Here is a 25951-nt window from a genome sequence, read left to right on the forward strand (position 1 = left end):
ATAAATTCGCTTCAATTGAAGCCGATGAAAGCCGGAGCCTCGCGCTCCGGCTTTTGTTTTGATTTGGCGATTGCCTTTTGCCTGCAAGGAAGGCTATGCCGTGGAAGTACATTCATAAGGAGAAGCAATGCGGCTTGGTGGACGCCTGCAGGCGGCAATCGAGGTTCTGGGCGATATCGAAGCGGGCAAACGCCCGGCTTCCGATGTGCTGAAGGACTGGGGTTCCGCTCATCGTTTCGCAGGCGCGGGCGACCGCGCGGTGATCGGCAACATCGTCTATGACGCACTGCGCCGCAAACTCTCCATCGCATGGCGCATGGATGCCGACGATGCGCGCGCGCTGGCCTTTGGCGCTTTGCTGGCCGATGGCGGCATGGATATCGCAGCCATCGATGCGGCGCTCTATGGCGACAAGTTCGCGCCTGAAACGCTGGAACAGGCACGCCGTATCGCCTGGGAAAGCCGCGATAGCGCTGCCGCGCCCGATTATGTTCAGGCCGATGTGCCGGAATGGTGCGCCGCGTCGCTTCAGGAGCTTTTCGGGGAACGCTGGGTGGAAGAAGGCAAGGCGCTTGCCACGCGCCCGCCTGTCGATCTGCGCGTCAACAGCCTGAAGGCAAAGCCGGAACAAACGCTCGCAGCACTGGAAAAAGCAGGTGCGGCTCCCGCGCCATTTCTGGCGCAGGCATTGCGCATTCCGCCGATTGAAGCGCTGGGCCGTCACCCGAATGTGCAGGGCGAACAGGCCTTTCTCGATGGCTGGTTCGAAGTGCAGGATCTGGGCTCGCAGCTCGCCGCACTTTTTGCAGGCGCCAAGCCCGGCGAACAGGTTCTCGATTATTGCGCCGGTGCGGGCGGCAAGACGCTGGCGCTCGCGGCAGCCATGCAGAACAAAGGTCAGGTGCACGCTTATGATGCGGAGCGTGCGCGCCTATCGCCCATGCATGAGCGCTTGCAGCGCGCTGGCGTGCGCAACGCGCAGGTGCATGGCAATCTGGATGCGCTTGACCCGCTCACCGGCCATATGGACCTTGTGCTGACCGATGCGCCTTGCACGGGCTCCGGCACCTGGCGGCGCAGGCCGGACGCGAAATGGCGTCTCAACGACCAGCAGCTCGAACGCCGGGTTCAGGATCAACAGGAAGTGCTGGAAGCGGCCAAGCATTATGTGACGCCGGGCGGACGTCTGGCCTATGTCACCTGTTCACTCTTTGCAGAAGAAAACACGCGGCAGATCACGCGCTTTCTGGCCGACAATCCCGATTTCACGGAAATGCCCGCAGAGCCGCTGTGGCAATCGGTCGTGACGGATGCGAAGGGCTCGGAACCGGTATTTCCGTCGCATGGCAGTGTGTTTTCGCCATTGTCCACTGGCACGGACGGGTTTTATGTGAGTGTCATGAAGAAAGCGAACTAAGACGACGGGGAATAAATGTCAGCGCATCGCATAGCCGAACCGGATTTCAAGGAACGCGTCGAGGAAAGTTTCGGGCGGCAGGCCGCCATGAAACTGATCGGCGCAGAACTGACGCGATGCGAACCCGGTATTGTTGAGGTGGAAATGCCGTTCCGCGAGGAACTCACCCAGCAGCACGGCATTCTGCACGCGGGCATGATTTCCGCCGCGCTCGATTCTGCCTGCGGCTACGCGGCGCTGACACTGATGCCTGCCGATGCGGCGGTGCTGACCATCGAATTCAAGGTCAATCTGCTGGCGCCCGGCAAGGGCGAACGCTTCCTGTTTCGCGGCGAGGTCACCAAGCCCGGCCGCACGATCATGGTCAGCGACGGGCAGGCCTTTGCCGTAACCGATACGGAAGTTCGTCTCATCGCCACCATGACAGGCACGATGATGGTCGTGCAGGATCGCAAGGGTTTGCAAGGATAGGGCTTACAGGGATGTTGAAGACCGTTGCCGGACGACGCCTGCTTTATGTCATGGCTGCCGACGCCGAATATGGGCGTCATCTGGCCAAGCTCTTCGATCCGCTGATGATCGGCGTCGGGCCGGTTGAGGCAGCGATCAACCTGTCTCGCGCATTGTTCCGCATGGAACAGGGCGGCGAGCAGCCCGATCTGGTGGTCTCGCTCGGCTCGGCGGGCTCCGCGAAATTGCCGCAGGCCGAAGTGTTTCAGGTCTCGTCGGTTTCCTATCGTGACATGGATGCTTCGCCACTCGGTTTCGAGAAAGGGCTGACGCCGTTTCTCGATCTGCCGAAAATGATCAATCTGCCATTTCAGGTGGAAGGTGTCGCCAGCGCCACGCTATCGACCGGCGGCAATGTCGTTTCCGGCAAGGTCTATGAGACCATCGACGCGGATATGGTGGATATGGAAACATTCGCCTGCCTGCGCGCCTGCCAGATTCATGGCGTGCCGCTCTATGGTCTGCGCGGCATTTCCGACGGTGCGGACGAGCTGCATCATGTCGGCGACTGGACGCAATATCTGCATATCATCGACGAGAAAATGGCCGTTGCGGTGGAAGAACTGGAAGCGGCAATAGCCGCCGGACTTTTGCCGCCTCCTGACAATGGTGTGTCAGGATAGGCCCCATTCCTGTCACTGCGCTGTTGAGGGAAGCGCATATAATCCGTATACGCCCTACATAAACATTGCATCCGCACCAGTTTTTAAATAGATGCTGCACATGAGCACTACGGCACATCCTGACACAATCCTGATCATCGACTTTGGCAGCCAGGTCACGCAGCTGATTGCGCGGCGTGTACGCGAAGCCAATGTCTATTGCGAAATCGTTCCGTTCCAGTCTGCGGAAGAGGCATTCCAGCGGCTGAAGCCGAAAGGCGTCATCCTCTCGGGCAGCCCACATTCGACGACCGATATCGGCTCGCCGCGCGCGCCGCAGGCGGTCTTCGACCAAGGCATTCCGGTTCTCGGCATCTGCTATGGCGAACAGACCATGTGCGCCCAGCTGGGCGGCAAGGTTGAAAGCGGCCATGACCGCGAATTCGGTCGCGCCTTCCTCGACGTGCAGGAAGACAGCCCGCTTTTCGCCGGTATCTGGGCCAAGGGCACCCGCCATCAGGTCTGGATGAGCCATGGCGACCGCGTCACCTCGCTCCCGGACGGTTTCACCATCATCGGCACCTCGCCGAACGCACCTTTCGCGGCCATCGCCGATGAGAAGCGCAAATATTATGGCGTGCAGTTCCATCCGGAAGTGGTGCATACGCCGGATGGCGCGAAGCTGTTGCAGAATTTCGTTCATCGCATCGTCGGCGTGAAGCCGGGTTGGACGATGGGCGCCTATCGCGAACAGGCCGTCGAGGCGATCCGCAAGCAGGTTGGCAGCGGCAAGGTTATCTGCGCGCTTTCCGGCGGCGTGGATTCGTCCGTTGCAGCCCTTCTGGCGCATGAAGCCATTGGCGACCAGCTGACCTGCATTCTCGTCGATCACGGTCTGATGCGCAAAAACGAGGCGCAACAGGTCGTGGAAATGTTCCGCGAACATTATAACCTTCCGCTGATCCTCGTGGACGCATCCGACCGCTTCATCGGCGCGCTGGAAGGCGAAAGCGATCCGGAAAAGAAGCGCAAGACGATTGGCCGTCTCTTCATCGAAGTGTTCGAAGAAGAAGCCAAGAAGCTCGGCGGCGCGGATTTCCTTGTGCAGGGCACGCTTTATCCGGACGTCATCGAAAGCGTTTCGTTCACCGGCGGTCCTTCGGTCACGATCAAGTCGCACCACAATGTGGGCGGTCTGCCCGAGCGCATGAAGATGCAGCTTGTCGAACCGCTGCGCGAATTGTTCAAGGACGAGGTTCGCCTGCTCGGCAAGGAACTCGGCCTGCCTGACAGCTTCATTGGTCGCCACCCGTTCCCGGGTCCGGGCCTTGCCATCCGTTGCCCGGGCGGCATTACCCGCGAGAAGCTGGAAATCCTGCGCGAAGCCGATGCGATCTATCTCGACGAAATCCGCAAGGCTGGCCTCTACGATGCCATCTGGCAGGCTTTCGCCGTTCTGCTGCCAGTGCAGACCGTCGGCGTGATGGGCGATGGCCGCACTTACGAATTCGTCTGCGCATTGCGCGCGGTCACTTCGGTGGACGGCATGACGGCGGATTTCTACCATTACGATATGAACTTCCTTGGCAATGCGGCCACCCGCATCATCAACGAAGTCCGCGGCATCAATCGCGTCGTCTACGACGTGACCTCGAAGCCGCCCGGCACCATCGAGTGGGAATAATCTCGCAAGAGTTTAAAAACAAAACCGCCGGAGTTCAAAACTCCGGCGGTTTTGTTTTGATGGGGTCACAACGTCCAGATCAGGGATATTGCGCGCCGGTCACGGTGAGATAAACTGCATAAAGCGACTTCGTGGCGGCGATGAACAGGCGGTTGCGGCGCGGACCGCCGAAGGTCACATTGGCCACCGTCTGCGGCGTCTTGATCTTGCCGAGAAGTGTACCTTCCGGCGAGAAGCAATGCACGCCATCGCCCGCGCTGGTCCACAGATTGCCATCCGTATCGAAGCGGAAGCCGTCCGGCAGGCCGTTATCGATAGTGCAGAACACACTGCCGCCCGTCAGGCGCTTGCCGCCATCCACAACGTCGAAGACGCGGATGTGGCGCGGTGCGTTCTCGTCGTGGCTATAGGCGCTGTCGGCGACATAGAGCTTTGTTTCATCCGGCGAGAAAGCAAGGCCGTTCGGCTGGTGGAAATCGGTGACGACAGCGTCGATTTCGCGGGTCTTCGGGTCGAGGCGGTAGACATTGCGCGTCGGCTGTTCCGGGTCTGCCTTGTAGCCTTCATAATCTGCCATAATGCCATAGGTCGGATCAGTGAACCACACGGTCCCGTCCGAGCGCACGATGACATCGTTTGGCGCGTTCAGCTTTTTGCCCTGATAGCTGTCGGCCAGCACGGTGATGCTGCCATCCGGTTCCGTGCGGGTGACGCGACGACCGCCATGCTCGCAGGTGACGAGGCGGCCCTCGCGGTCGCGCGTATTGCCGTTGGAGAAATTGGACGGGCTGCGGAACACCGAAACGCCGCCGCCGGTTTCGCCTTCAATTTCGCTTCCCGGGACCCAGCGCAGGATGCGCTGGTTCGGGATATCGCTCCACAGGAGGCAGTTCAGATCGTTGAACCAGACCGGGCCTTCCGCCCAGCGGCAGCCGCTGTACAGCTCGTCCAGATCGGCGCTCGGCACGATCATCTGCTTGAAACGTTCGTCGTGGATTTCGTAGATCGAAACAGTCTGAGACAAGGAAAATACTCCGAGAAATTTTATCGCTCTGCCCGGCGGCTGCTGGCGAGGAAGATCACCGCGATGATGGTGAGGCCAGTCAGCACGAGGCGAACACCGGCGCCAAAGCCGTAGGTGTTGAGCATCGAGACTATGAGGAACATGAAGAGCGCGGCACCCCAAATACCGGGGATGTTGGAATCGCCGCCCGCAACCGCCGTACCGCCGATGATGACGACCGCAATCGACATCAGCAAATATTCCGCGCCCATGTTCAGCGCCGCGCCGCCCGAGAAACAGGCAAGCAGGAAGCCGCAGAGCGAAGCCAGCACCGCGCAGAGCAGATAGGTGACGAAGCGTGTGCCATCGACCGGAACGCCTGCCATGCGGGCTGCGAAGGGGTTCTGGCCGATTGCCGAAATCCAGCGCCCATAGATGCTCTTTTTCAAAAGCACCCAGCCGATCAGCGACAGGATCAGCGCCACGATGGCGACATTGGGAATGCCGAGCGTGGAGGATGTGGTGAACTGCGCAAGGCTTTCCGGCGGTTTCACGCGCAGGCCGCGATTGCTCCAGATGGCGGTAGACTGGATCAGGAAGCTCATCGACAAAGTGGCGATGATGGGCGGAATGCGCAGAAGCTTGATCAGCGCGTAGTTGCAGATGCCGATGGCAAGGCCGATCAGCAGCGCGACGGCAAGCCCTGCCAGCACCATGCCGTCCTGCGTATCCATGAGCTTCAGCGCCAGCGTGGCGGCGAGCGTCATGTTGGCCGGGACCGAAAGGTCGATATTGCCGGGTCCGAGCGTGATGACGAACATCTGGCCAAGCCCGACGATCACCGAAAAGGATGCGAAGGTGAAGGCTGCATGGGAAAGCCCGTGCGCGCCGGCACCTCCGGTGAAGAGGATGGTAATGATCCACACCGCGGCGGTCGCGATAAACGACCATATCCACGGACGGCTGGTGAGAACAGACATGGCGTTCATTGCTTTTTCTCCCTCTTTTCGAGGCGATTGAGGAAGAGGCGCAATGCCAGCACCACAATGAGAATGCCGCCCTGTGCGCCGATCTGCCAGTCCGGCGAAATGCGCATGAAGGAGAGGAACGAGCCCGCAAGGGTTAGCGTCAGCGCGCCGATGACGGCGCCGATGGGCGAGACGCGCCCGCCGACGAATTCACCGCCGCCCAGAATGACGCCCGCGATGGACAGAAGCGTATAACGTAACGCGATATTGGCATCCGCCGAGGTGGTGAGGCCGACAAGCGCAATCCCGGCCAGCACGGCGAAGAAGGCGGCCAGCGCATAGGTCGCAGCGCGGATGGCGGTAACCGACCAGCCGGCGCGCACGATGGAGCGCGTATTGCCGCCCGCACCGCGCATCAGCACGCCGAAAGTCGAGCGCATGACGATGAAATGCGTGACGATGGCAATCACGATGCTGGCGGCGATCGCCATGGGCAAGAAAGGCGGCTTTGCCGTCATGAGGGAGCGTGCCCAATCCGGGGCCTGTCCGCCGGGCGAGGGCAACAGCAGCACGGCGAAGCCGCCCCAGACGAAGCTCATGCCGAGCGTGACGACGATGGAAGGCAGATTGCGCAGATGGATGATCGCGCCCAGCGCCGCGTAAGCTGCAATTGCGGCTGCGAGGATCAGCACACCGATGAGGGGAGCCGTGTTAAGCCAGGTCGCCGCAACGCAGACGACGAAGCTCACAAAGGTTCCCATCGAAAGGTCGAGATCGTTGACGGCCATGATCAGCATCTGCGCAATGGTCGCGAGCGCGATGGGCACTGCCAGATTGAACAGCAGGTTCAGCCCCGTATAGCTCATGGCGCGCGGCTGCATGTAGAAGACGGCGGCGAGGAGCAGCACCAGCGAGAATACCGGCGTCAGCAGGCGGATGGAGGAAGAGGAAAGGCGCATTATTCGTGACCTCCCTCAAAGGATGCTGCAAGCACGTTCTTTTCCGTAATGTCTTCGCCGGTCAGTTCCGCGACGATGGCACCGTCGCGGAAAACATAGACACGGTCACAAAGTTCGATTTCATCCATTTCGGTGGAGTACCAGACGAAGGTGCGTCCGTTTTCGGCCTCATGACGCAGGATTTCATAGACTTCCTGCTTGGTGCCGACATCGACGCCGCGCATCGGGTCGTCCATCAAAATGGCATTGGCGCTGGTCGCCAGCGCGCGGGCAAAAAGCACCTTCTGCTGGTTGCCGCCCGATAGGGACAGGATGCGGTTGCCCATATCCGGCGTGCGGATCTGGATGCGGTCTTTCCACTGGCTGCCAAGCGCGTCTTCGCGTTTCTGGTCAACGAGCTTTGCCGACGACAGCCGGTCCAGCGAGCCGATAGTGAGATTGTGCAGAATGCTCCACAGCGGGAAAGTGCCGTTGAGGCTGCGGTCGCCCGCCACGAAGGCGATTTCGCAATTGCGGGCCGGAACCCAGTTCGGCCGCCGCGCATAATAAAGGTCGAGCAGCATCCTGGTCTGTCCGTGTCCGGCAAGACCCGCGAGGCCGATGACTTCTCCCTTGAACGCCTGAAACGGCTTGATGTCGCTGGCGCGCTTGGCGAATGACAGAACGGGCGTGCCGCTCGCATCGGTCTTTGCAACGCGGCGCGCGGTCTTTTCGCGCTCGACGCTGCCCATGGCTTCGACGAGGCTGCGATTGGTGAAATCCTTTGCCGCGCGATTGGCGACCACCTTGCCGTCCTTCATCACGACGATGCGGTCAGAGGTCGTGAGAATTTCGCCCAGCATGTGCGAAATCAGGATGACGGAGCCGCCGGTGCCGACGAAACGGCGCACATAGGCCATCAGCTGCGCGGCAATGCCAGCGTCGAGCGAGGAGGTCGGTTCGTCCAGAATGACGAGCTTGGGCGCGGTGCCGGGCGCGGTGAAGTTGATGGCGATTTCCACCATCTGCCGTTCGGCGATGGAAAGCTCGTCAATGGTGGCAGAGCAGTCGATCTTGTGACCGGGGAAAATCTCGTCAAGCTTCTTGGCGATCAGTTCGACGGCCTTACCGCGCCAGTTCGCGCCGGTGAGGTCGCGCTGCATGATGCGGACATTTTCGGCAATGGTGAGGTTTGGAAACAGCGACAATTCCTGAAACACGCAGCGCACGCCGTGCTTGCGCGCCATCGCCACGCCGTTTTCCCGGCCGGGCGCTGGTTCGCCGTGATAGGAAATGCTGCCCTCATGCGGGGAAAGCCCGCCATTGATGACATTGACGATGGTGGATTTGCCAGCGCCATTATGGCCGACCAGCCCCACGCATTCGCCTTCGCGGATCACGAGTTCAGCGCCATCCAGTGCTTTTACCGCACCGAACTGCACGCGAATATTGCGCGCGGCGACGACCTCCTGTTTCTCAGCTGTTTCTGTCATACACTCAACTAACGATTGGACGTTTCCGGCGAAGCCAGCAAAGGGCGCGGGCTGTCGGAAAGGCGTCAAAGTAAGGGACAAAGAAGGGGCGAGGATGAGCTCGCCCCTCATGTTGCAGGACGATCCGCTTAGAGCGCCGATCTGATTGGATCAGATCGGCGCTCTAACCGTTTTTTATAACGCGCATCTTTTCCGAAAACCGTTTCACACTTTTCGGGATGCGCTTTATTTCGCGGCGTCGATGACCTTCTGCGCGTCTTCCAGCGAATATTCGACATTGGCGACACCACCCTTCTGGGTGTTGGCAAGATCCTTGTCGAGCGATTCCTGGCTGACGCTGAGGAACGGAACCACGAGGTCCTTCTTCACATCCTTGCCGTCGAGAATCTGCTGCGCGACCCAGAAAGCCAGCGTGGACACGCCCGGTGCAATCGAAACCGACATGGTTTCATAGCCATTGGCGTCTTTCTGCTGCTTCCACCACTGCAGCTCGTCTTCACGGTTGCCCATGATGATGGTTGGCGTTTCGCGCTTGGCGGCAGCAAAAGCCTGTGCCGCGCCATAACCGTCGCCGCCCTGCGTTACGACCGCATCGATTTTCGGCAGGCTCGGCAGGATGCCAGCGACGGCGCGCTGCGCAACGTCGGCAGCCCAGTCACCGTTGACGGAACCGACGATCTTGAACTTCGGATGCTTCTTCACGCCTTCTTCGATACCGGCATGAATATTGTCATCGACCGAAACACCGGCGAGGCCGCGGATTTCAAGCAGGTTGCCGCCATCCGGGTAACGCTTTGCGAGATAATCGATCTGGCCTTCGCCCATCGCCTTGAAATCGACCGCGATGCGCCATGCGCAAGGCTCGGTCACGATGCCGTCGAAGGAAACGACGGTGATGCCCGCGTCGCAGGCTTCCTTGACGGCGCCGTTCAGGGCGGTCGGCGAAGCGGCGTTGATGACGATGGCGTCATAGCCCTGCAGGATCATGTTCTGGATCTGGGCTGCCTGTTCCGTCGCCTGATTTTCAGCGGTCGTGAACGGGTCTGCGGCAGCCACCACGCCAGCCTTCACGGCTTCCTTGGTGATCTTGTCCCAGCTTTGCAGCATGGCCTGACGCCAGGAATTGCCTGCATAGTTGTTCGAGAATGCAATCTTCTTCGATGAAGTGTCGGCGAGCGCGCTGCCCGCCGCAAGAACGCCTGCCAATGCAGCAGACGCAAAAAGGATTTTCCCAAGCTTCATTCTTTCCTCCCGGTTGCAAATATTCCGCCCCGCAGCGCCCCGGCGCTTCGGTTCGTTGAAATTGAGTATGGTGCGAAACCTCCCGCACCGCCGCTCCTCAACGGCACCAACCGCAATTGACGTGATTTCCACTCTTGTCTTGCGGGCAATTTTCTGGTGAAGCGAAGATGAAAGAAGCGGCGCGGTCTGTGAAGGCCGAATGCAGCAACTGAGCTGCGGGTTTCCGCAGCAAAATTGCGGTTTCCCGCAAGACGCGCCAAGGAGGGCGCGTCGTATTATAGGAGCCTGTTCCAAAAGTCGCCCTGTGTGGCTGCAAATGGCAATTTGAGAATTGCATTCGCATAATCTGAACCGAAAAGTCTGCAACTTTTCGGGATTATGCGAGGCTTCCGGTGCTCACGGACCCAAAAGTACGCTCCGCTCCGGTACTCGAAAATCACCATTTTCGCACACACATGTCGTTTTTTGATTCAGGCTCTAAGTCTCATAAAGATGAGCGTAACTTGCGTTTGGAGGAGAAACGCTTGGCCGAACTCGCGCCCAGACAGCAGGATAGCAAGCACGATCACCGGCAGGCCGAAAGCCTTCTGGATCACTATCTGAATATTTCCCGGCTTCTGGCGGGGCAGCTCGATTTCGATTCCATCATTCAGGCGGTGGCGGCAGAGATCGCCTGCATCCTGCCTTATGACCATCTCGACGTCTGCATCAAGATGCTGGATGGCAAGTTCCACATTGCCTATGAGGCCGGTATAGCGACCGCCTGGAGCCGCAATCCGCCAGCGCTTCTGTCCGGCAGTCCGATCCGTAGTCTGCTCTCCGGGGAGGCGGGCTACCTCCTGACTGACGATGCGCGCACCGATCCGCGCTTTCATTTCGAAGGTTCCTTCTCCAGCCCGATCATCGAGCACGATCTCAAGGGTCGCGTCCATGTTCCGCTCAAGGCGCAGGGCGATATTATCGGCGCGTTGAGCTGCTCCAGCTTGACGCCTGCCTGCTATTCCATGCGCGATGTAGAGAATGCGCAGTCGATTGCCGATCTTCTGGCACCTTATTTTTTCGCCATCCGTGCCGCCGAGCAGGCCAAGCGCTCTGCCATCGTGGAAGCGGAAGCCCGCGCCCGCGAGGAGGGCTTGCGATCCGGCGCGCTGAAACTGACCGAGGCGCTGGAAACCGAACGGCACCGCATCGGCATGGATCTGCACGACCAGACGCTGGCCGATCTCACCCGGCTTGCCCGCCACGTCGAGCGGCTCACCCGCGCACCGGATCTTTCCGGCGAACAGCTTGAGCCGTTGTTTCGCGGCCTCCAGCATTGCATGCGCGATCTGCGGCAAATCATCGAGGAGGCGAAGCCCTCCATTCTCCAGCTGTTCGGTTTCGTGCAGGCCACGGAAAACCATCTCGACCGTTCGGTGCGCGACAGCGATGCGGCGATTGAATGGACGCTGGACGACCAGAGCGACGGCATGGCCGACCGGCTGGAAGAAACGGTTGCAACATCGCTGTTTCGCATCGTTCAGGAGGCGATCAACAATGTCATCCGTCATGCCCATGCCAGCGAATTGCGGGTGAAGCTGAGCGACCGGGGCGGGCGGCTTCTGGTGGAAGTGATCGATAATGGCATCGGCACCGACCGGTCGGTCCAGCGCCCCGGATCGGTATCGGCACTAACGCCTGAACTCACATTGGGTCACGGCATCGACAATATGCGCACTCGCGCGCGGCTGATTTCAGCAGGTTTCGCCATCCGAAAAAATGCTACAGGCCCGGGAACCAGTGTAACGGTGCTTTTGCCACCGGAAATGTGCAAACCGATGAATGGAGAGAGTGATGCAGGTTCTGATCGTTGAGGATGACCCGCTGCATCGCACTTATCTGGGCGAGGCGGTGCGCGCGGCACTGCCGGAATGCAGCGATATATTCGAGGCTGGAAACGGAACGGCGGGCGAGAAGCTGGCGCGCCAGCATCGCGACGCGCATATCGTGATGGATTTGCAGATGAACGGTCGCAACGGTATCGAGGCGGCGCGTACCATCTGGAAGGAAAATCCCGAAACCCGCATCCTGTTCTGGTCGAACTATGCCGATGAGGCCTATGTGCGCGGCGTGTCGCGCATCGTGCCGGAAGGTGCGGCCTATGGCTATGTGCTGAAATCGGCTTCCGACGACAAGCTACGGCTGGCGCTGCGCAGTATTTTCGTCGAGGCGCAATGCGTCGTCGACCGGGAAGTGCGCGGCCTGCAGCAGAAGAGCCTCAGCCATGCCAGTGGCTTCACCGAGAGCGAATATGAAATCCTGATCGATATCGCGCTCGGCCTGACGGACAAGGTGATTGCGCGCCGCCGCAATCTGTCGCTGCGCAGCGTGCAGAACCGCCTGCAGCAGCTTTATGAAAAGCTCGGCGTCTATCAGGAAAAAAGCGATACCGACGAGGGACGGTTTAATTTTCGCGCCCGCGCCGTGACCGTGGCGCTGTTGCGCAAATTGTTGAATTACAGCGCGCTGGAGCGCGCGGAAGCGGAGCTCAACGAATGGCTGAGCCGGCAATCTGCTTAGCGTGAGTTACGTCCAGAAATAACGTACGAAGTGGAAGAACACTGGCGCTGAAAAGACCAGGCTATCGGCGCGGTCGAGCATGCCGCCATGGCCTTCGATCATATGGCCCCAATCCTTGACGCCCCGGTCGCGCTTGATGGCCGAAGCCACCAGCCCACCAAAAAAGCCCATGACGCAAGAGACCGCCGCCAGTGCACCCGCCTGAAGCGGTGAGAAAGGCGTAAGCCAGGCAAGTCCTGCGCCCAGCAGCGATGCACTGGCCACACCGCCGACAAAGCCTTCCCAGGTTTTGGAGGGCGAAATATTCGGCGCGATGCGATGCTTGCCGAACAGTTTGCCGAACACATATTGCAGCACGTCGCTGCCCTGCACCGTCGCAACCAGAAATGCGATCAGCAGCAGTTTTTCGCTGTCATAGCCGGGGATATCCAGCGTCATCAGCGCCGGAACATGGCTGATGCAATAGACCGACAGCATGATGCCCCATTGCTGTTCGCTGATGCGTTCGAGAAAGCGCGATGTATCGCCGGAAAGCGCGGTCAGCACCGGCATGGCGAGGAAGCAATAGACCGGGATGAAGATCGAATAGAGCCCATACCATTCGATCCAGATCAGATAATATTGCACCGGAATGACCAGCAGAAACATGCCGAGCAGGATGCGGTGGTCGCTGCGGCGGGTCTGGGTCAGCGTCACATATTCGCGCAGCGATGCGAAGGAGACGAGCGCGAACAGAATGATCACGCCGCCTTTGCCGAACAGGAAGGCGATGCACAGGGCCGCGACCATGATCCACCAGGCCTTGATGCGGGCATTGAGGTTGACCAGTGTGGATGAAAGCGGCTTCGGCGCGCGCCAGGACAAAATGGCGGCGACGAGGCTCGCCGTTCCCAGAACGCCCATGAGGCCGATGAATAATTGGGTGGTTTCGCTCATGGGCGGTTCCCGTTTATGGGCTGTATATCGAGAAGTTGCTGGCGGGCTCGCGTCAGAAATTCCTTGCGGCCCTCGCCGTCGCCAAGTTGCACCGGCGCACCGAACACGACGCGGCACAGCAATGGCACCGGTAGGGCGGCGCCTTTCGGCAACACGCGCGACATGTTCTCGATCCAGCAAGGGATGAGTTCGACATCGGGCCGTGCCAGCGCGAGATTGTAGAGACCGGAGCGGAAACGCAGCAGCGGCTCGTCCGTCATGTTGCGGGTCCCTTCCGGGAAGATGATCAGCGAATGCCCATCGGCCAGCGCGGTCAGCATCACTTCCATCGGGTCCTGCGTGCGCTCTACCCAGTTGCGTTCAACCAGAACCGTGCGCAGCAGCACTTCCGCCATGAATTGCCGCACGCGATTGGCGCGCCAATAGTCCGCGCCCGCCACGGCGCGGGTGCGCGCCCGTTCTTCCTGATTGAGACAGGAGGCGAGCAGGATGAAATCGCCATGGCTGGTGTGGTTGGCATAATAGATGCGCTGGTTGCGCGATGGCCCCGTGCCGCTCCAGATCGGACGCACGCCGGTGATGCCCCGTGACAGGATGGCGAGCAATGAGCCGAACAATGATTGGACCTGATGGCGAATGATGGTGCGCATGTCAGAACTCCGCGCCCGGCGGCAAAAGCGCCAGCAGGCCGAACAGGACAATAGCCAGTCCGAGAAAAAGACAGAGACGGCGGGCAACCCGGCGCGATCCCGCAATGCGGTCGCAGAGCGGGCGCAGGGTCGGTTGTTTTGCACGCAGGCCCATTCGATCGAGAATGGAATCGACTTCGACAAGGGCTGCCTTTTCATCGTCACCAGCGGCGATCATCCGAAACAAGGCGGCGTCGAACAGAAGATGCGCGGCAATGCCAAGCGCAATCAGGGTGCTTGCCAGCAGCGCCGGCCAGAACAGCCAGAAGGCAAGGTCGTGCTGCGCGCGCACAAACGGCGCGACACCGATCAGAACAATCGCTACGCCAAGCCCGATAAAGGCGCGGCTGCGCAGGGCTTTGGCGACATGGGCGGCTGGAGAGGTCATTCCGGCACCTCATGCGAGTGCAGGCGGAGCGGCCAGCCCTTGGCGCGGATGAGGTTTTCGGCCTCACGGGCGCTGGTCGCCTGTCCAGATTGCACCAGCCAGTCGATAGCGACGGTTGCGCTTCGCTGAAAACCAAGCGCACAGCAGATCAGGACCGGGCCTGTATGACGGGCGGCCTCGACAGCATCGGCTGCAAGCCGAACCTTTTCCGGCGATGGCGGCAGCAGGTCCATGGAGCCGAAGCTTTTCCAGTCTTCCACACCACGCGGCGCGACCAGTTCGGCAGTCAAGTCGATGACGGTTGTGAAGGCGCGGGCTTCGCTCTTCGACGGGAAGCGACCGAGAAACACAGTGTCGGTCACGGCGACATAAGGCGCCAATTTACGCGTCCAGAAACGGATATTGAGCCGTGCAAACAGCCGATACGGCGCGAGCAGCCAGCGGCTTGCAAGGCTGACGGTTCCGTCGGTCCGTTTCTGGAAAACCTCTGGACCGGCACCGAAATAGCCTGCCGCAACGATGGCGAGAGCAAGGGCTGGCCAGAACCAGAAAATCGCATAGCCGGTCAGACTGAGACCATGAATGCCAAGCGCCAGCAACAAAAGCGCGCCCGCCAGATAATAACTGCCGAGACGCCGCGCTTTCGGGTTGTCTGTCAGATGAAACCCGGCAAGCGGCGATGGGCCTGTGCGCGGAAACAGCCAGAGCACGAAAAAGCCAAGCAATGCACCCGCCGGAATATCGACCGCATGGTGCTGATAGGTCGTCAGCACCGATAGGCCGATCAGCAGGCACCAGATATGCCAGACAATACGGACGCCGCTGCTCATGATGCGGCGCATCTGGTCCCAGATGACGATCAACAGCGCGATATGCAGCGAAGGGGCCTGATTGAACGGCTTATCGAAACCGCCCAGCACATCGAACATGAAGCCCGGCAGGCCGGAGGTCTCGGGCTTTACAAAAGTCGCGGTCAGCGGAAAGGCGACGAAGCAGATAATGGCGATGATCTGCGCCGTCAGATAACGCCTTGCCAGACGATCCACCTGTTCGGGGCTTTCATTGACGAAAAGCGCAATGGCATAGAACAGGTTGACCGACCAATAGGGCACGATGCTCCATGCAATGAACGGCACATGGCTTTCCCAGCCAAGCGCCAGATTGGGAACGTCTCCGCGCAGCGAAGCGAGCCAGTTGGCGGTGCCATAGGTCAGGTAGAAAAAGGGACCGAGAAACAACAGCCATAGAACGGCGCGCCGGATAACCGGTCGCCGTGGTGAACCGTCGATTCCCCCCAATGCTGCTGTCACGCTTCCGGCTCTCCGATGCGCTCGGCGATTGAAACGGTGAAAATGCCCCATTGGTCGACGCGCTGTTCCAGCTTGCGATAACCGGCTTTCTCCACAAGCTGGTCCATTTCGCCCTGCGTGCGGCGGCGCATGATCCAGGCTTCACCGCCGCGATGGGAGGTCAGCGCGCGGGCGATCATTTCAAGCTGCGGATGCCATGGCTGGTTGGTATAGATCAGCAATGAGCCGGGCTTTTGCGCCCGCGCCAGTCCCGATAGCGAACGATCAATCAGCGCATTGTCGGCAAAAAGCTCATAGAGGCCCGACACGATAGCCAGATTTGGCCGTGGGTCGAGGTTGGCGAGGCTTTCCGCATCGAAGGCGTCGCCTTCTTCCATGCGGGCAATGGCTTGCAGCCCACGATCGGCGATCAGCTTGCGCCCGGCAACCACATTGATCGGCGAATAATCGCGCAAATGAATGCTGTCGGGCATGATGCCCGCACGCGCCACCGCATCTATCACATAGCGACCATGGCCGCAGGCAATATCGAGGATATTGGTGGGGCGGCCTTCGCTTTTGAGACGAGCCAGCGCCTTGCCGATCAGCTCTTCCAGATGCACCTTGCGCTGGCGGATGCCGCGCCAGCCAATGGCGTCGAGGAACTGCCGGTCGATCAGTTTGCCGCCGGGGCCAAACCCGCGCGTTTCGTTTTCATAGACATAATCGAGCGTGGAACCGGAATCGAAACCGGTGCGCCGCCCCACCTTCAGCCCTTCGGAGAAAAGCGCGCCGAAGGCGATGGATGAGCGGGTCGACGCCCAGTAAAGCCCGCGCGGTGACAACAGCGGCAACGGGCTTGAAAGCCTGTCGGCTTCGTCGCGCGTATAGCCCGCAACATGCGCTTCGGTCAGGTCTGCGCGCTGCGGCTCTTCGGCAAAGCGCTGGTCGATGAAGGTCTTGATCTTGTCGATAGCCTGCTTGCGGTCCTTTTCGCCCAGCGTGTCGTGATAGAAGCCCTTCAGCACATGCCGCTCCTTGATGCGGCTGCCGAGATTTTCAAAGAAGCGATGCTGTGGCGTGGGGCGCACCACGAAATCGCTGCCGGAAATCAGAAGCTGCGTCGGCACGGTGATGGCGCGCGCGTCGTCCACCACGCGCTTTGCCGCTTCATAAAGTTGCAGCAGAATATGCGAGGCGATGGGGCGGGTGATCAGCGGGTCGGTGCGATAGGATTCTATCCGCTCGGGATCATGGGTCAAAAACTGCGGCTTGACGTAGGAATTGACGTAGAACGTGCCCTTCAGCTTCTGCCACAGTGCAATGCCTTCCTTGGCGAAAGGCACGTAGAGCTTGATGTCGAAAGCAGGCGAGGCCAGCACCAGCGCGCGGATATTCGGCGCATAGTCATGCACCCATGCGGCGGCAAGCACCGCGCCAACGCTTTGCGCTACAATCGCGACGTCTTCAATGGCCATGCCGGTTTCTTCGCGTATATGCGCGACGAAGCTGTCGAGATCGCGGATCGACGCGCCGAAGGACGGCGAGAAACCGCGCTCGCCGGGGGACTTTCCGTGGCCGCGCGCATCCCAAGCATAGAAAGCGAAATCATCAAGGCCGAGTTCATCGACCAGATGCGCGACACGTCCGCTATGTTCATGGCCGCGATGCAATAGGACGATCACACCCTTTGGCTTGGCGGAAGCAGCAGGCCAGACACGATAGAACAGCGATGTACCGTCATGGGTTGTAAACTGGGCTTCAGTCGCTTCGCGATGTGCCGTCTTGTGCGTCGGCATTTCAGCGTGCTGGCTCATCCGGTTCCTCCCCAATTGCCGAGAGCGCTTTTCGATCTGATTGGATCAGATCGGCGCTCTAATTCTCTATTTTAACGCGCATCTTTTCCGAAAACCGTTTCACACTTTTCGTGATGCGCTCCAAGCTACCCGCACGCAATTAACCCCAATTAGTATTGAGTGCAGTAGAATGTTTGAATAAACGAGCAAATGCGAACCGCAAATAGCTGTTTGTCCGATATTGTTCATTTCCCAAGAGATTCTCGATGTCCGTCTATCAGCTTAAGTCACAATTCCAGAATTTACTGCGGCCTCTGGTCGTGCGACTTGCCCGTGCCGGAGTAACGGCCAATCAGGTCACGATAGGCGCGGCGTTGGGGTCGATCATACTTGGCGGGCTGCTTTTCTGGAATGGCAGTGCGCTCTGGTTTGCGCTGGTGCCGGTCTGGCTTTTCCTGCGCATGGCGCTCAATGCGGTGGACGGTATGCTGGCGCGGGAACACAACCAGAAGAGTATACTCGGGGCTTATCTGAACGAGGTAGGCGACGTCGTTTCCGATGCCGCACTCTATGCGCCATTCGCTGTTGTCGCGCCATTCTCCGACGGTTGGATGTTCGCCATCGTCCTGCTGGCGGTTCTAACCGAGTTCGTCGGTGTCGCAGGCGCTTCTTTGGGCGCGAGCCGCCGCTATGACGGGCCGATGGGCAAGAGCGACCGCGCCGTGGTATTCGGGGTTCTCGGCGCGTGGATCGCCATTGACGGCGGATTGCCGGGCTGGGCCTTCTGGGTTCAGCCGTTGCTGTGCCTGCTTCTGGCAGTGACAGTCGTCAAGCGCATTCGCGGCGGGCTTGGCGAAGCTAAGCCCTAGGCTCCAGGCCCTTGAAGCCACTCAGCAGCACCAAAGGTTATGATAGCAATCAGAATGCAAAAACCCCGCTTGCGCGGGGTTTATTGTTCAGTCCGCTAGCACGAGAAGATCGTGTGCCGCGAAATGCACGGTCACCTTGTCGCCGCGCTGGGGCGGCGGCTGGGTCGGATCGTTGAACGTGTCGAAGGACAGGCGGTTTTTGCCCAGCATGACGCGTGTGCGGATAACGGAACCGAGAAAATGCACATCTTCGATGGTCGCATCCAGCGATGTGTCATGGCTCTTGCGCGCTTCGAGGCTGACAGCTTCCGGGCGCAGCGCCAGCGTCACCGGCTTGCCCTTCGGATGATGGCCGAGCGTGTCGCGCACGGTGATCATGCGGCCGTCGAGGTCGATGCTGTTCTTCTCCGGTTCGCTGACCGAAGCTTCCAGCATATTGAGCGTGCCCACGAAGGAGGCCACAAAACGCGAGGCAGGACGGTTGTAGATGTCGAAAGGCGAGCCGATCTGGTCGGCGCGGCCTTCATGCATGACCACGATACGGTCGGAAATCGACAGCGCTTCTTCCTGATCATGCGTCACGAAAACCGTGGTGATGCCGAGCTTTTGCTGGATAGTGCGGATTTCCTCACGCAGGCTGATGCGGATCTTGGCATCAAGCGCCGAGAGAGGCTCATCGAGCAGCAGCACCTGCGGCTTGGTGGCGAGCGCGCGGGCCAGCGCCACGCGCTGCTGCTGGCCGCCGGACATCTGATACGGATAGCGGTCGGCCAGATGGTCGAGCCGGATGAGGCCGAGCATTTCCTTCACCGTGGCGTCGATTTCCGCCTTCGGCTTGCCCGCAACGCGCAGGCCGAACGAGACGTTCTGCGCAACCGTCATGTTGGGGAACAGCGCATAGGCCTGAAACACCATGCCGATATTGCGCTGGTTCGGCTTGAGGTCCACCACGTCGGTGCCATTGATCTCGATGGAACCGTTATCCGGGTCTTCGAAACCCGCGATCATGCGCAGCACGGTGGTCTTGCCGCAGCCCGACGGCCCGAGGAAGGAGACGAATTCGCCCTTTTCCACTGCGAGGTTGAAGTCGTGGACGACGGTATTGGCGCCGAAGCTCTTTTTCAGGTTCTTAATATTGAGAAAAGCCATGAAGGTTACCCGGCGTTTGTCTTGAATTTATTGAGGCGCGAAACGAGCTGCAACATGATGATCGCCAGCCACGTAATGCCAAACGAAATGATCGCCAGCGCGGACGGTTCGTAAGCGCGGTTGGCGCCGACCAGCTGGAGATAAGGCCCGAAAGCCGGACGGTTCAAAAGCGAAGCCAGCGTGAACTCGCCGATGACGATGGCAAAGGTGATGAAAGCGCCGCTCATCACGCCCGAAATCACATTCGGGAAGATGACCTTGAACATGATGGTGGGCCAGCTTGCGCCAAGGCTCTGGGCGGCTTCCGTCAGCGTGCGGACATCAATGGTGCGCATGGCGGTATCGACGGCGCGATACATGTAAGGCAGCGACAAGGTCATGTAGCCGAACATCAAAAGCACGTCGGTTGCGCGCGTCGATGCCGTGAACGGCAGCCACGAAGACGAGTTGTAGATGCGCAGATAGCCGAACACGATGACGATGGCCGGGATGACCAGCGGCATCAGCGTGATGAACTCCATCACCGGGCGCAATTGCGGCAGGCGCAGGCGCACCCAATAGGCGGTCGGCACAACCAGCAGCACACCGAAGATGATGGTCAGGATGCCCAGCAGGATTGAATAGCCGAAGGTTGCCTGAAAGTTCGGGTCTGTGAAGACGACACGATAGGCGTCGAAGGAATATTCGCCGCGCCGCATGCGCAGCGAAAACTCGAACGTGCCGACCAACGGCACGAGGAAATAGACCGCGCCGATGAAAAAGGCGATCCATGCTCCGATCTTTTGAGCCGTCGAGCCTTTCATCGCTGCCACCTTTCGGCGCGGATACGCAGCCAGATATAGATCAGGTTGGAAATGCCGGTGATGACGATCATGCCGAGCGCCAGCGCATAGCCGAGATTCTGGTTATGCAGAACATCGCCGCGGATCTGCGCGTAGAGCAGGATCGGCACGATGTTGAGCGAAGAGCCGGTCAGCGCATAGGCGGTTGCAATCGCGCCAAACGCATTGGCGAAAAGCAGCAGCGTCGTGCCGAGCAGGCTTGGCCAGAGGATCGGGAAGGCCACCATGCGCCAGTATTGCGCATTGGTTGCGCCGAGGATCGAGGAGGCCTCGCGCCATTCCTTCTTCAGACCGTCCAGCGCTGGCGTCAGGATGAGCACCATCAGCGGGATCTGGAAGAAGAGATAGGTCAGCGTCAGGCCGAAGAAGCTGAGGAGATTAAAGCCGGTCGAATAGAGATTGAAGCCGAACCACTCGCGCAGCAGGATCGTTACGAAGCCGGTGCGCCCCAGCGTCGCCAGAAAGGCGAAGGCGAGCGGCACGCCCGCAAAGTTGGACGCCACGCCGGAGAAGGTCAGAACGGTCGGGCGCAGCCAGGGCGGCAGATTGCCCAACACCACGGCCCAGGCCAGAAAGAAGCCGATGATCGCGCCGCCAATGGCCGATGCAAGGCTGACCTTGATCGAGATCCAGTAGGCGCTCATGATTTGCGGCTGGAACAGGTCGTGAATGTTCTGGAGCGTGAAATTGCCCGCCGGGTCCTGAAACGCGCCGATGATGAGATACATCGTCGGCCAGATCAGGAAGAGAATGGCAAAGAGGAAAAACGGCGCCACGCCAAGCCATGTCAGCGGTAGTCGGCGTTTGCGAACGCTGCCGACCGGACTGGCTGGGGCTGCTGTATCGGCTACTGAACTCATGCGCTCTTTCTTCGGCTGTTCGTTTCGCACGCGCTGCATGCAAAAACAGGCAAGATACACGACAGATCCGTCGAGTAGAGGCCAACAAAATGGGAAAACCGGAATTGGACCAACCGGAAACGTCCGGCTGGTCCAACACCTTTTTCACAGGTCCATCGTCAAAAACGAACGAAGTCGCTTACTTGACGTTGGCGCCGACGACGCTGTCCCATTCCTTGGTGATCGTTGCCTGCGCGGCGTCAATCTGTTCCAGGGTCGGGAAGATTGCCTTTTCATAGGCGGCGGCGTCCGGCAGCTTGTCGAGCAGTTCCTTCGGGATCTTGCCAGCCTTGCTCATCGCGTTGAAGCGGATCGGGTGGCAGTAGCCCTTCAGATAGCCGATCTGGCCTTCATCCGAATAGATGTGTTCCATCCAGAGCTTGGCCGCGTTTGGATGTGGTGCGTAGGCGCTGATGGCCTGCACATAGACGCCGGCGATCACACCCGTTTTCGGGATGATGGTGTCGACTTCCGGGTTGCCCTTCAGCGTGTCGCGGTCGGCGAGCGCATTATAGTCCCAGCGGATGACGATTGGCGTCGAGCCCTGCGCCAGCGAAGCGGCCTTGCCGATGACCGGAACGAAGTTGCCTTTCGCATTCAGGTCCTTGAAGAATTCCAGGCCCTTCTTGCCAGCGGCTTCGCCCGGCTCTGCGCCAGCTGCGATACCGGCAGCGTGAACGCCGAGAATGGCCTGTGCCGAAACGCGCGGATCGCCAGCGAGCGAAACGGCATTGGCATAATCGCTCTTCAGGAGGTCAGCCCAATCCTGCGGCGCATCCTTGATGATGTCCTTGTTCACTTCGAAGGCCAGAACGCCGTAATAGTCGCCATACCAGTAGCCTTCGGCATCCTTGGCGCTATCGGGAATTTCGTCCCAGGTCGAAACCTTATAAGGCTGGATCAGGCCGTCTTTCTTGGCCGAGGTGCCGAAAGCAAAGCCGACGTCGATCACGTCCGGAGCCTGCGGGCCCTTATTGTCCTTGTTGGCCTTGATGGCTTCGACTTCATCGCCCGAACCGGCGTCCGGGTTCAGTTCGTTGACCTTGAGGCCATACTTGTCCTTGAAGCTCTTGATGATTTCGCCATAGCCGCACCAGTCGTGCGGCAGTGCGATGGTGGTCAGTTCGCCCTCTGCCTTGGCTGCAGCGATCAATTCGGCTGACGGCTCGGCAGCGGCGATGGAAACTCCGGCAACGGCGATAGCGGTCGAAAGCGACAGCAGACGCGCTGTATAGCTAAGCATTGTTTGACTCCCCTAATATAGGTCGACGAAAGCCCCCGGCCAATTCCGGAGCCTGCGCCTACCCGTTACCCGCCCGACATGACGGTTGGATGACAGTTTGCTGCTTGTCACAAATTGCCAACAGCAGAAAGTGAAACACGTTTTCAGTAGCTTAGCAATTCATCCCTGTGGGGAAGGGCCATTTTTATGACAAGAAATGTGACAGACGTTTCGCCGTTGTCACATTTTGAAGGGAAGCTGTTCCCGCTACGACAAGGATTTGCCTGCGCGCGGCGCGGTCCTGTTTTTCTTGCCCGCAAACGAAAAAACCCGAAAGGCTTATGAACCTTTCAGGTTTCGTTTGAAAGCCTGGGAGGATGCTTTCAGGGATCAATGCCCGCCACCGCCACCGCCGGCCATCGGCTTTGGCTTGCGCAACAGGATGGCGCAGACCGCCAGCGCGCAGAACATCACCGTCAGGATGAAGAACACGTCGATGAAAGACAGAAGCGTCGCCTGTCGCCGGACCATGCCGGACAATTTGGCAATTGCGACGGTCGCTCCGTCGAGACCCGCAGCATTGTATTTCGCGGTCAGGTTGGCGACCATTTTCTCGGCTTCCGCATTGCCCCAGCGCACATGTTCGGCAAGCCGGTCATAATGCATGTCACCGCGGCGCGTCAAAATGGTGTTGATGACCGCAAGGCCCACAGCGCCGCCCAGGTTACGCGTCAGGTTGAAGAGACCGGAGGCGTTCTTCAGCAGGGCAGGCGGCAGCGTGCCCAGCGCCAGATTGTTGATCGGCACCATGCAGAGCATCAGCGAACAGCCACGCAGGATCTGCGGGATCAGCAATTCGTAGAAATCCCAGTCGGCGGTCAGGCCGGTGACCATCCACGTTCCGGCGGCAAAGCCGAGGAAGCCGATCATCATCATCAGGCGTGGGTCCATGCGGCTGGACAGGAAACCCGCGACCGGCGCGGTCATGAACATGGCAAGACCGCTGACGAACAGCGCTTCGCCGATCTGCAACGCATCATAGCCGCGCACGCGGGCGAGATAGAGCGGATAGAGATAGGTCAGGCCATAAAGTCCGACGCCCATGACGAAGGAAAACAGCGAGCCGAACGCGAAATTGACATTCTTGAAAGCGCGCAAATCCACGATGGGTTCTTCCGACGTGAAGGCGCGATAGAAGAACAGGATACCGCCGACGGTCATGACGATGGAAAGAATCAGGATGGCTTCATCCTGCAACCAGTCATTACGCGGGCCTTCTTCCAGCACATATTCCATGGAGCCGAGGAAGGCTGCCATGCCGAGAAGACCCCACCAGTCGAACTTGCTGAGAAGCGAGCTGTCGCCTTCGTCGAAATCGATCAGGTTCCAGGCGGCGATGGTGACCAGAATACCGGGGCCGACATTGACCAGAAACAGCCAGTGCCAGGAAAAGGCGTGGCTGAGATAGCCGCCGACCGTCGGGCCAATGGTGGGCGCAAGCGTCGCCACGAGGCCGATCATCGGCGAGACGATGGAACGCTTGGACGGCGGGAAGATGGTGAAGGCGGCCGCGAAGACACTCGGGATCATGCCGCCGCCGATGAAGCCCTGAATGGCGCGATAGACGATCATCTGATCGATATTCGTCGCGGTGGCGCAGAGCATGCTGGCGAGCGTGAAGCCCGCCGCCGAAAGCGTAAACAGCACGCGCGTCGACAAGAGCCGCCCGAGAAAGCCGGACAGCGGGATCATGATGACTTCCGCGATCAGATAGGATGTCTGTACCCACGAGATTTCGTCGGAACTGGCGCTCAGGCCTGCCTGAATTTCGGACAGCGATGCCGAGACGATCTGAATGTCGAGGATCGCCATGAACATGCCGAAGACCATGGCCAGAAAGGCGATAGCCTTTTTGGGGTCGATGCGGTCATCTGCCGGGGTCATAGCCCCCATCGTGGTGTCTGCGGCCATGACGGCGCACTCCGGAATGAAGCATTTCCAGCAAAAGTGCGAAGCGGTTTTGCGTTGGATAATGCGTAAAAATAAAGAGAGCGGTTCCGACGATTCCGTAAAACAGGAACCGCTCTGGAAGAAAAGACGGCGCGGAACACAAAAGCCGCGCCGCTGCTTATTCTTGCGACAGTCCTATCGCCGAACGGTTAGTTCGACTTGTCTTCAGGCGCAGTACGCGTATCGACGTTCACGACAACGCTCAGACCGGCACGGATTTTGCCAGAGTCCAGCGCATCCTGCGGAATGGCGATACGAACCGGCACGCGCTGCACGACCTTGGTGAAGTTGCCGGTCGCGTTTTCGGGCGGCAGAAGCGAGAAGACCGCGCCCGAAGCCGGAGCGACTGAAACAACCTTGCCGTCAAACTTGGCGCCATCGATGGCGTCGACATAGATATGCGCCGTCTCACCGGTCTTGATATGGGCGAGCTGCGTTTCCTTGTAATTGGCGTCGATATAGAGCTGACCGACCGGCACAAGTGCTGCGATCTTCTGACCGGCGGATACGAGGTCGCCCTTCTTGCCGGAAAGATTGCCCACCACGCCATCGAACGGTGCGCGTAATGTCGTGAAAGCCAAATCACGGGCCGCTTTATCACGAGCAAGTTCTAGCGATTTCGTGGCGCTGTCCGTTTCTTTATACTGCGCGTTGAGAACATCGATATTCGCCTTGGCGGAAGCGATCTGCGCATCGGCGCTGGCGACATTCGCGCGCGCCTGGTCGAGTGACGACTGGGCCGTGTCGAGATCGGCCTGCGCGACAAAACGCGTGTCGTGCAGTTTCTGTACGCGCGTCAAGGTGGCTTGTGCATTTGTCAGGACGGCAACCGCCGCCTGTTTCTGTGCTTCGGCCTGCTGTTGGGTTGCCTGTGCAGCAGTCGTCTGCGCGACGATGCGGGCCAGCGTTTGCTTTTGGGTGGAAAGCTTGGCTTCCGCTTCATCAAGGGCGATCTGATAGTCGCCAGAATCAAGCTGGAAGATCACATCGCCAGCCTTGATGTGCTGGTTTGCGACGACCGGAATATTGTCGATATAGCCCGTCACCTTCGGCGCGATGGATGCGATATCGCCCTGTACATAGGCGTCGTCTGTCGAAACCATGAAGCGGCCAACAGTCCAATAATCATAGCCATACCAAAGGCCCGCAGCCACAGCGACGATCAAAACGCCCGGCAGCACAACGCGTTTGCCAAAACCCTTTTTCTCGCCACCTTTCGCGGTGTCCTTATGCGGCGTTTCCTGCGGACGCGCATTGGGTACAGCATGGGGCTGCGTTCTCTCGTTCTGCGGTGCATCGTTTGTCGCCGGAGCTTCGTCCGGCGTGAAGGTTTTGGCCGTCGGAAACTGGCGAATATCGGCCTGATCTACAGACTTCTTGGCAGTCATAGGAGAAACTTTCTGCACATCCAGTGGATTGAACCGCTCGGTTCGATGTTGACATAAT

The 25951-nt window shown here is 59.5% G+C and carries 23 protein-coding genes; 7 read left to right on the forward strand and 16 right to left on the reverse strand.

Annotated features, from left to right (window positions below):
• Nucleotides 1–127: 127 nt before the first annotated feature.
• The 4 genes from JAU75_RS12030 to guaA all read left to right on the forward strand — a co-directional run bounded on the left by JAU75_RS12030 (nucleotide 128) and on the right by guaA (nucleotide 4213).
• Nucleotides 128–1417, forward strand: a complete 1290-nt coding sequence (locus JAU75_RS12030; protein WP_199056749.1) for an RsmB/NOP family class I SAM-dependent RNA methyltransferase — start codon at nucleotides 128–130, stop codon at nucleotides 1415–1417.
• 15 nt (nucleotides 1418–1432) lie between these two features.
• Nucleotides 1433–1888 (forward strand): PaaI family thioesterase, encoded by a 456-nt coding sequence (locus JAU75_RS12035; protein ID WP_109367928.1) that lies wholly within the window; start codon nucleotides 1433–1435, stop codon nucleotides 1886–1888.
• Between the two features lie 11 nt (nucleotides 1889–1899).
• Nucleotides 1900–2550: a 5'-methylthioadenosine/S-adenosylhomocysteine nucleosidase gene (locus JAU75_RS12040; RefSeq protein WP_199056750.1), complete on the forward strand. Its 651-nt coding sequence runs from the start codon at nucleotides 1900–1902 to the stop codon at nucleotides 2548–2550.
• 100 nt (nucleotides 2551–2650) lie between these two features.
• A complete protein-coding gene (guaA, locus tag JAU75_RS12045) occupies nucleotides 2651–4213 on the forward strand; it encodes a glutamine-hydrolyzing GMP synthase (protein WP_199056751.1) in 1563 nt (520 codons plus the stop codon).
• A 79-nt stretch (nucleotides 4214–4292) separates the two neighbouring features.
• On the opposite strand, the gene JAU75_RS12050 is transcribed toward guaA, so the two are convergent.
• The 5 genes from JAU75_RS12050 to JAU75_RS12070 form a co-directional block, all read right to left on the reverse strand.
• Nucleotides 4293–5186: an SMP-30/gluconolactonase/LRE family protein gene (locus JAU75_RS12050; RefSeq protein ID WP_199056831.1), complete on the reverse strand. Its 894-nt coding sequence runs from the start codon at nucleotides 5184–5186 to the stop codon at nucleotides 4293–4295.
• A gap of 71 nt (nucleotides 5187–5257) precedes the next feature.
• Nucleotides 5258–6205: an ABC transporter permease gene (locus tag JAU75_RS12055; RefSeq protein ID WP_199056752.1), complete on the reverse strand. Its 948-nt coding sequence runs from the start codon at nucleotides 6203–6205 to the stop codon at nucleotides 5258–5260.
• Complete coding sequence (locus tag JAU75_RS12060) at nucleotides 6202–7143, reverse strand: ABC transporter permease (RefSeq protein WP_199056753.1); 942 nt, start codon at nucleotides 7141–7143, stop codon at nucleotides 6202–6204. Before JAU75_RS12060 ends, JAU75_RS12055 begins: the two co-directional genes overlap by 4 nt.
• Nucleotides 7143–8615 (reverse strand): sugar ABC transporter ATP-binding protein, encoded by a 1473-nt coding sequence (locus tag JAU75_RS12065; protein ID WP_199056754.1) that lies wholly within the window; start codon nucleotides 8613–8615, stop codon nucleotides 7143–7145. Before JAU75_RS12065 ends, JAU75_RS12060 begins: the two co-directional genes overlap by 1 nt.
• A gap of 225 nt (nucleotides 8616–8840) precedes the next feature.
• Nucleotides 8841–9857 (reverse strand): ABC transporter substrate-binding protein, encoded by a 1017-nt coding sequence (locus tag JAU75_RS12070; protein ID WP_199056755.1) that lies wholly within the window; start codon nucleotides 9855–9857, stop codon nucleotides 8841–8843.
• A gap of 524 nt (nucleotides 9858–10381) precedes the next feature.
• On the opposite strand from JAU75_RS12070, the gene JAU75_RS12075 reads away from it, so the two are divergent.
• Together JAU75_RS12075 and JAU75_RS12080 are read left to right on the forward strand one after the other, a co-directional pair.
• Nucleotides 10382–11710, forward strand: coding sequence for a GAF domain-containing sensor histidine kinase (locus JAU75_RS12075; RefSeq protein WP_371836162.1), 1329 nt, complete (start codon nucleotides 10382–10384; stop codon nucleotides 11708–11710).
• Nucleotides 11691–12416 carry a response regulator transcription factor gene (locus JAU75_RS12080; protein WP_199056757.1) on the forward strand — a complete coding sequence of 242 codons (726 nt, stop codon included), beginning with the start codon at nucleotides 11691–11693 and terminating at the stop codon, nucleotides 12414–12416. Before JAU75_RS12075 ends, JAU75_RS12080 begins: the two co-directional genes overlap by 20 nt.
• Nucleotides 12417–12422: 6 nt before the next feature.
• Here the strand turns inward: JAU75_RS12080 and JAU75_RS12085 are convergent, their stop codons facing one another.
• The 5 genes from JAU75_RS12085 to JAU75_RS12105 are packed head-to-tail and all read right to left on the reverse strand — an operon-like array spanning nucleotide 12423 to nucleotide 17517.
• A complete protein-coding gene (locus JAU75_RS12085) occupies nucleotides 12423–13352 on the reverse strand; it encodes a phosphatidate cytidylyltransferase (RefSeq protein ID WP_199056758.1) in 930 nt (309 codons plus the stop codon).
• Nucleotides 13349–14002: a lysophospholipid acyltransferase family protein gene (locus JAU75_RS12090; protein ID WP_199056759.1), complete on the reverse strand. Its 654-nt coding sequence runs from the start codon at nucleotides 14000–14002 to the stop codon at nucleotides 13349–13351. Before JAU75_RS12090 ends, JAU75_RS12085 begins: the two co-directional genes overlap by 4 nt.
• 1 nt (nucleotide 14003) lies before the next feature.
• A complete protein-coding gene (locus JAU75_RS12095; RefSeq protein ID WP_199056760.1) occupies nucleotides 14004–14429 on the reverse strand; it encodes a hypothetical protein in 426 nt (141 codons plus the stop codon).
• Complete coding sequence (locus JAU75_RS12100) at nucleotides 14426–15739, reverse strand: phosphatase PAP2/dual specificity phosphatase family protein (protein ID WP_371836163.1); 1314 nt, start codon at nucleotides 15737–15739, stop codon at nucleotides 14426–14428. The genes JAU75_RS12095 and JAU75_RS12100 overlap by 4 nt, the downstream gene beginning before the upstream one ends.
• Nucleotides 15736–17517, reverse strand: a complete 1782-nt coding sequence (locus tag JAU75_RS12105; RefSeq protein WP_371836166.1) for a bifunctional alpha/beta hydrolase/class I SAM-dependent methyltransferase — start codon at nucleotides 17515–17517, stop codon at nucleotides 15736–15738. Before JAU75_RS12105 ends, JAU75_RS12100 begins: the two co-directional genes overlap by 4 nt.
• 263 nt (nucleotides 17518–17780) lie before the next feature.
• Between JAU75_RS12105 and JAU75_RS12110 the strand changes: the two genes are divergently transcribed.
• Nucleotides 17781–18383, forward strand: coding sequence for a CDP-alcohol phosphatidyltransferase family protein (locus tag JAU75_RS12110; RefSeq protein WP_199056763.1), 603 nt, complete (start codon nucleotides 17781–17783; stop codon nucleotides 18381–18383).
• An 87-nt stretch (nucleotides 18384–18470) separates the two neighbouring features.
• Here JAU75_RS12110 and JAU75_RS12115 read toward each other — a convergent pair whose 3' ends face one another.
• The 6 genes from JAU75_RS12115 to JAU75_RS12145 form a co-directional block, all read right to left on the reverse strand.
• On the reverse strand, nucleotides 18471–19532 hold the full coding sequence (locus tag JAU75_RS12115) for an ABC transporter ATP-binding protein (RefSeq protein ID WP_199056764.1): 1062 nt from the start codon (nucleotides 19530–19532) through the stop codon (nucleotides 18471–18473).
• A 5-nt stretch (nucleotides 19533–19537) separates the two neighbouring features.
• On the reverse strand, nucleotides 19538–20335 hold the full coding sequence (locus JAU75_RS12120; RefSeq protein ID WP_199056765.1) for an ABC transporter permease: 798 nt from the start codon (nucleotides 20333–20335) through the stop codon (nucleotides 19538–19540).
• Nucleotides 20332–21234, reverse strand: coding sequence for an ABC transporter permease subunit (locus JAU75_RS12125; protein ID WP_199056766.1), 903 nt, complete (start codon nucleotides 21232–21234; stop codon nucleotides 20332–20334). The genes JAU75_RS12120 and JAU75_RS12125 overlap by 4 nt, the downstream gene beginning before the upstream one ends.
• A gap of 178 nt (nucleotides 21235–21412) precedes the next feature.
• Nucleotides 21413–22516 carry an ABC transporter substrate-binding protein gene (locus JAU75_RS12130; RefSeq protein WP_199056767.1) on the reverse strand — a complete coding sequence of 368 codons (1104 nt, stop codon included), beginning with the start codon at nucleotides 22514–22516 and terminating at the stop codon, nucleotides 21413–21415.
• 369 nt (nucleotides 22517–22885) lie between these two features.
• Complete coding sequence (locus JAU75_RS12135; protein ID WP_199056768.1) at nucleotides 22886–24466, reverse strand: DHA2 family efflux MFS transporter permease subunit; 1581 nt, start codon at nucleotides 24464–24466, stop codon at nucleotides 22886–22888.
• 188 nt (nucleotides 24467–24654) lie between these two features.
• Nucleotides 24655–25893: an HlyD family secretion protein gene (locus tag JAU75_RS12145; protein WP_199056769.1), complete on the reverse strand. Its 1239-nt coding sequence runs from the start codon at nucleotides 25891–25893 to the stop codon at nucleotides 24655–24657.
• Between the last annotated feature and the right edge of the window lie 58 nt (nucleotides 25894–25951).

It is taken from the genome of Ochrobactrum sp. Q0168 (genome assembly GCF_016427605.1).
Lineage (GTDB): Bacteria > Pseudomonadota > Alphaproteobacteria > Rhizobiales > Rhizobiaceae > Brucella.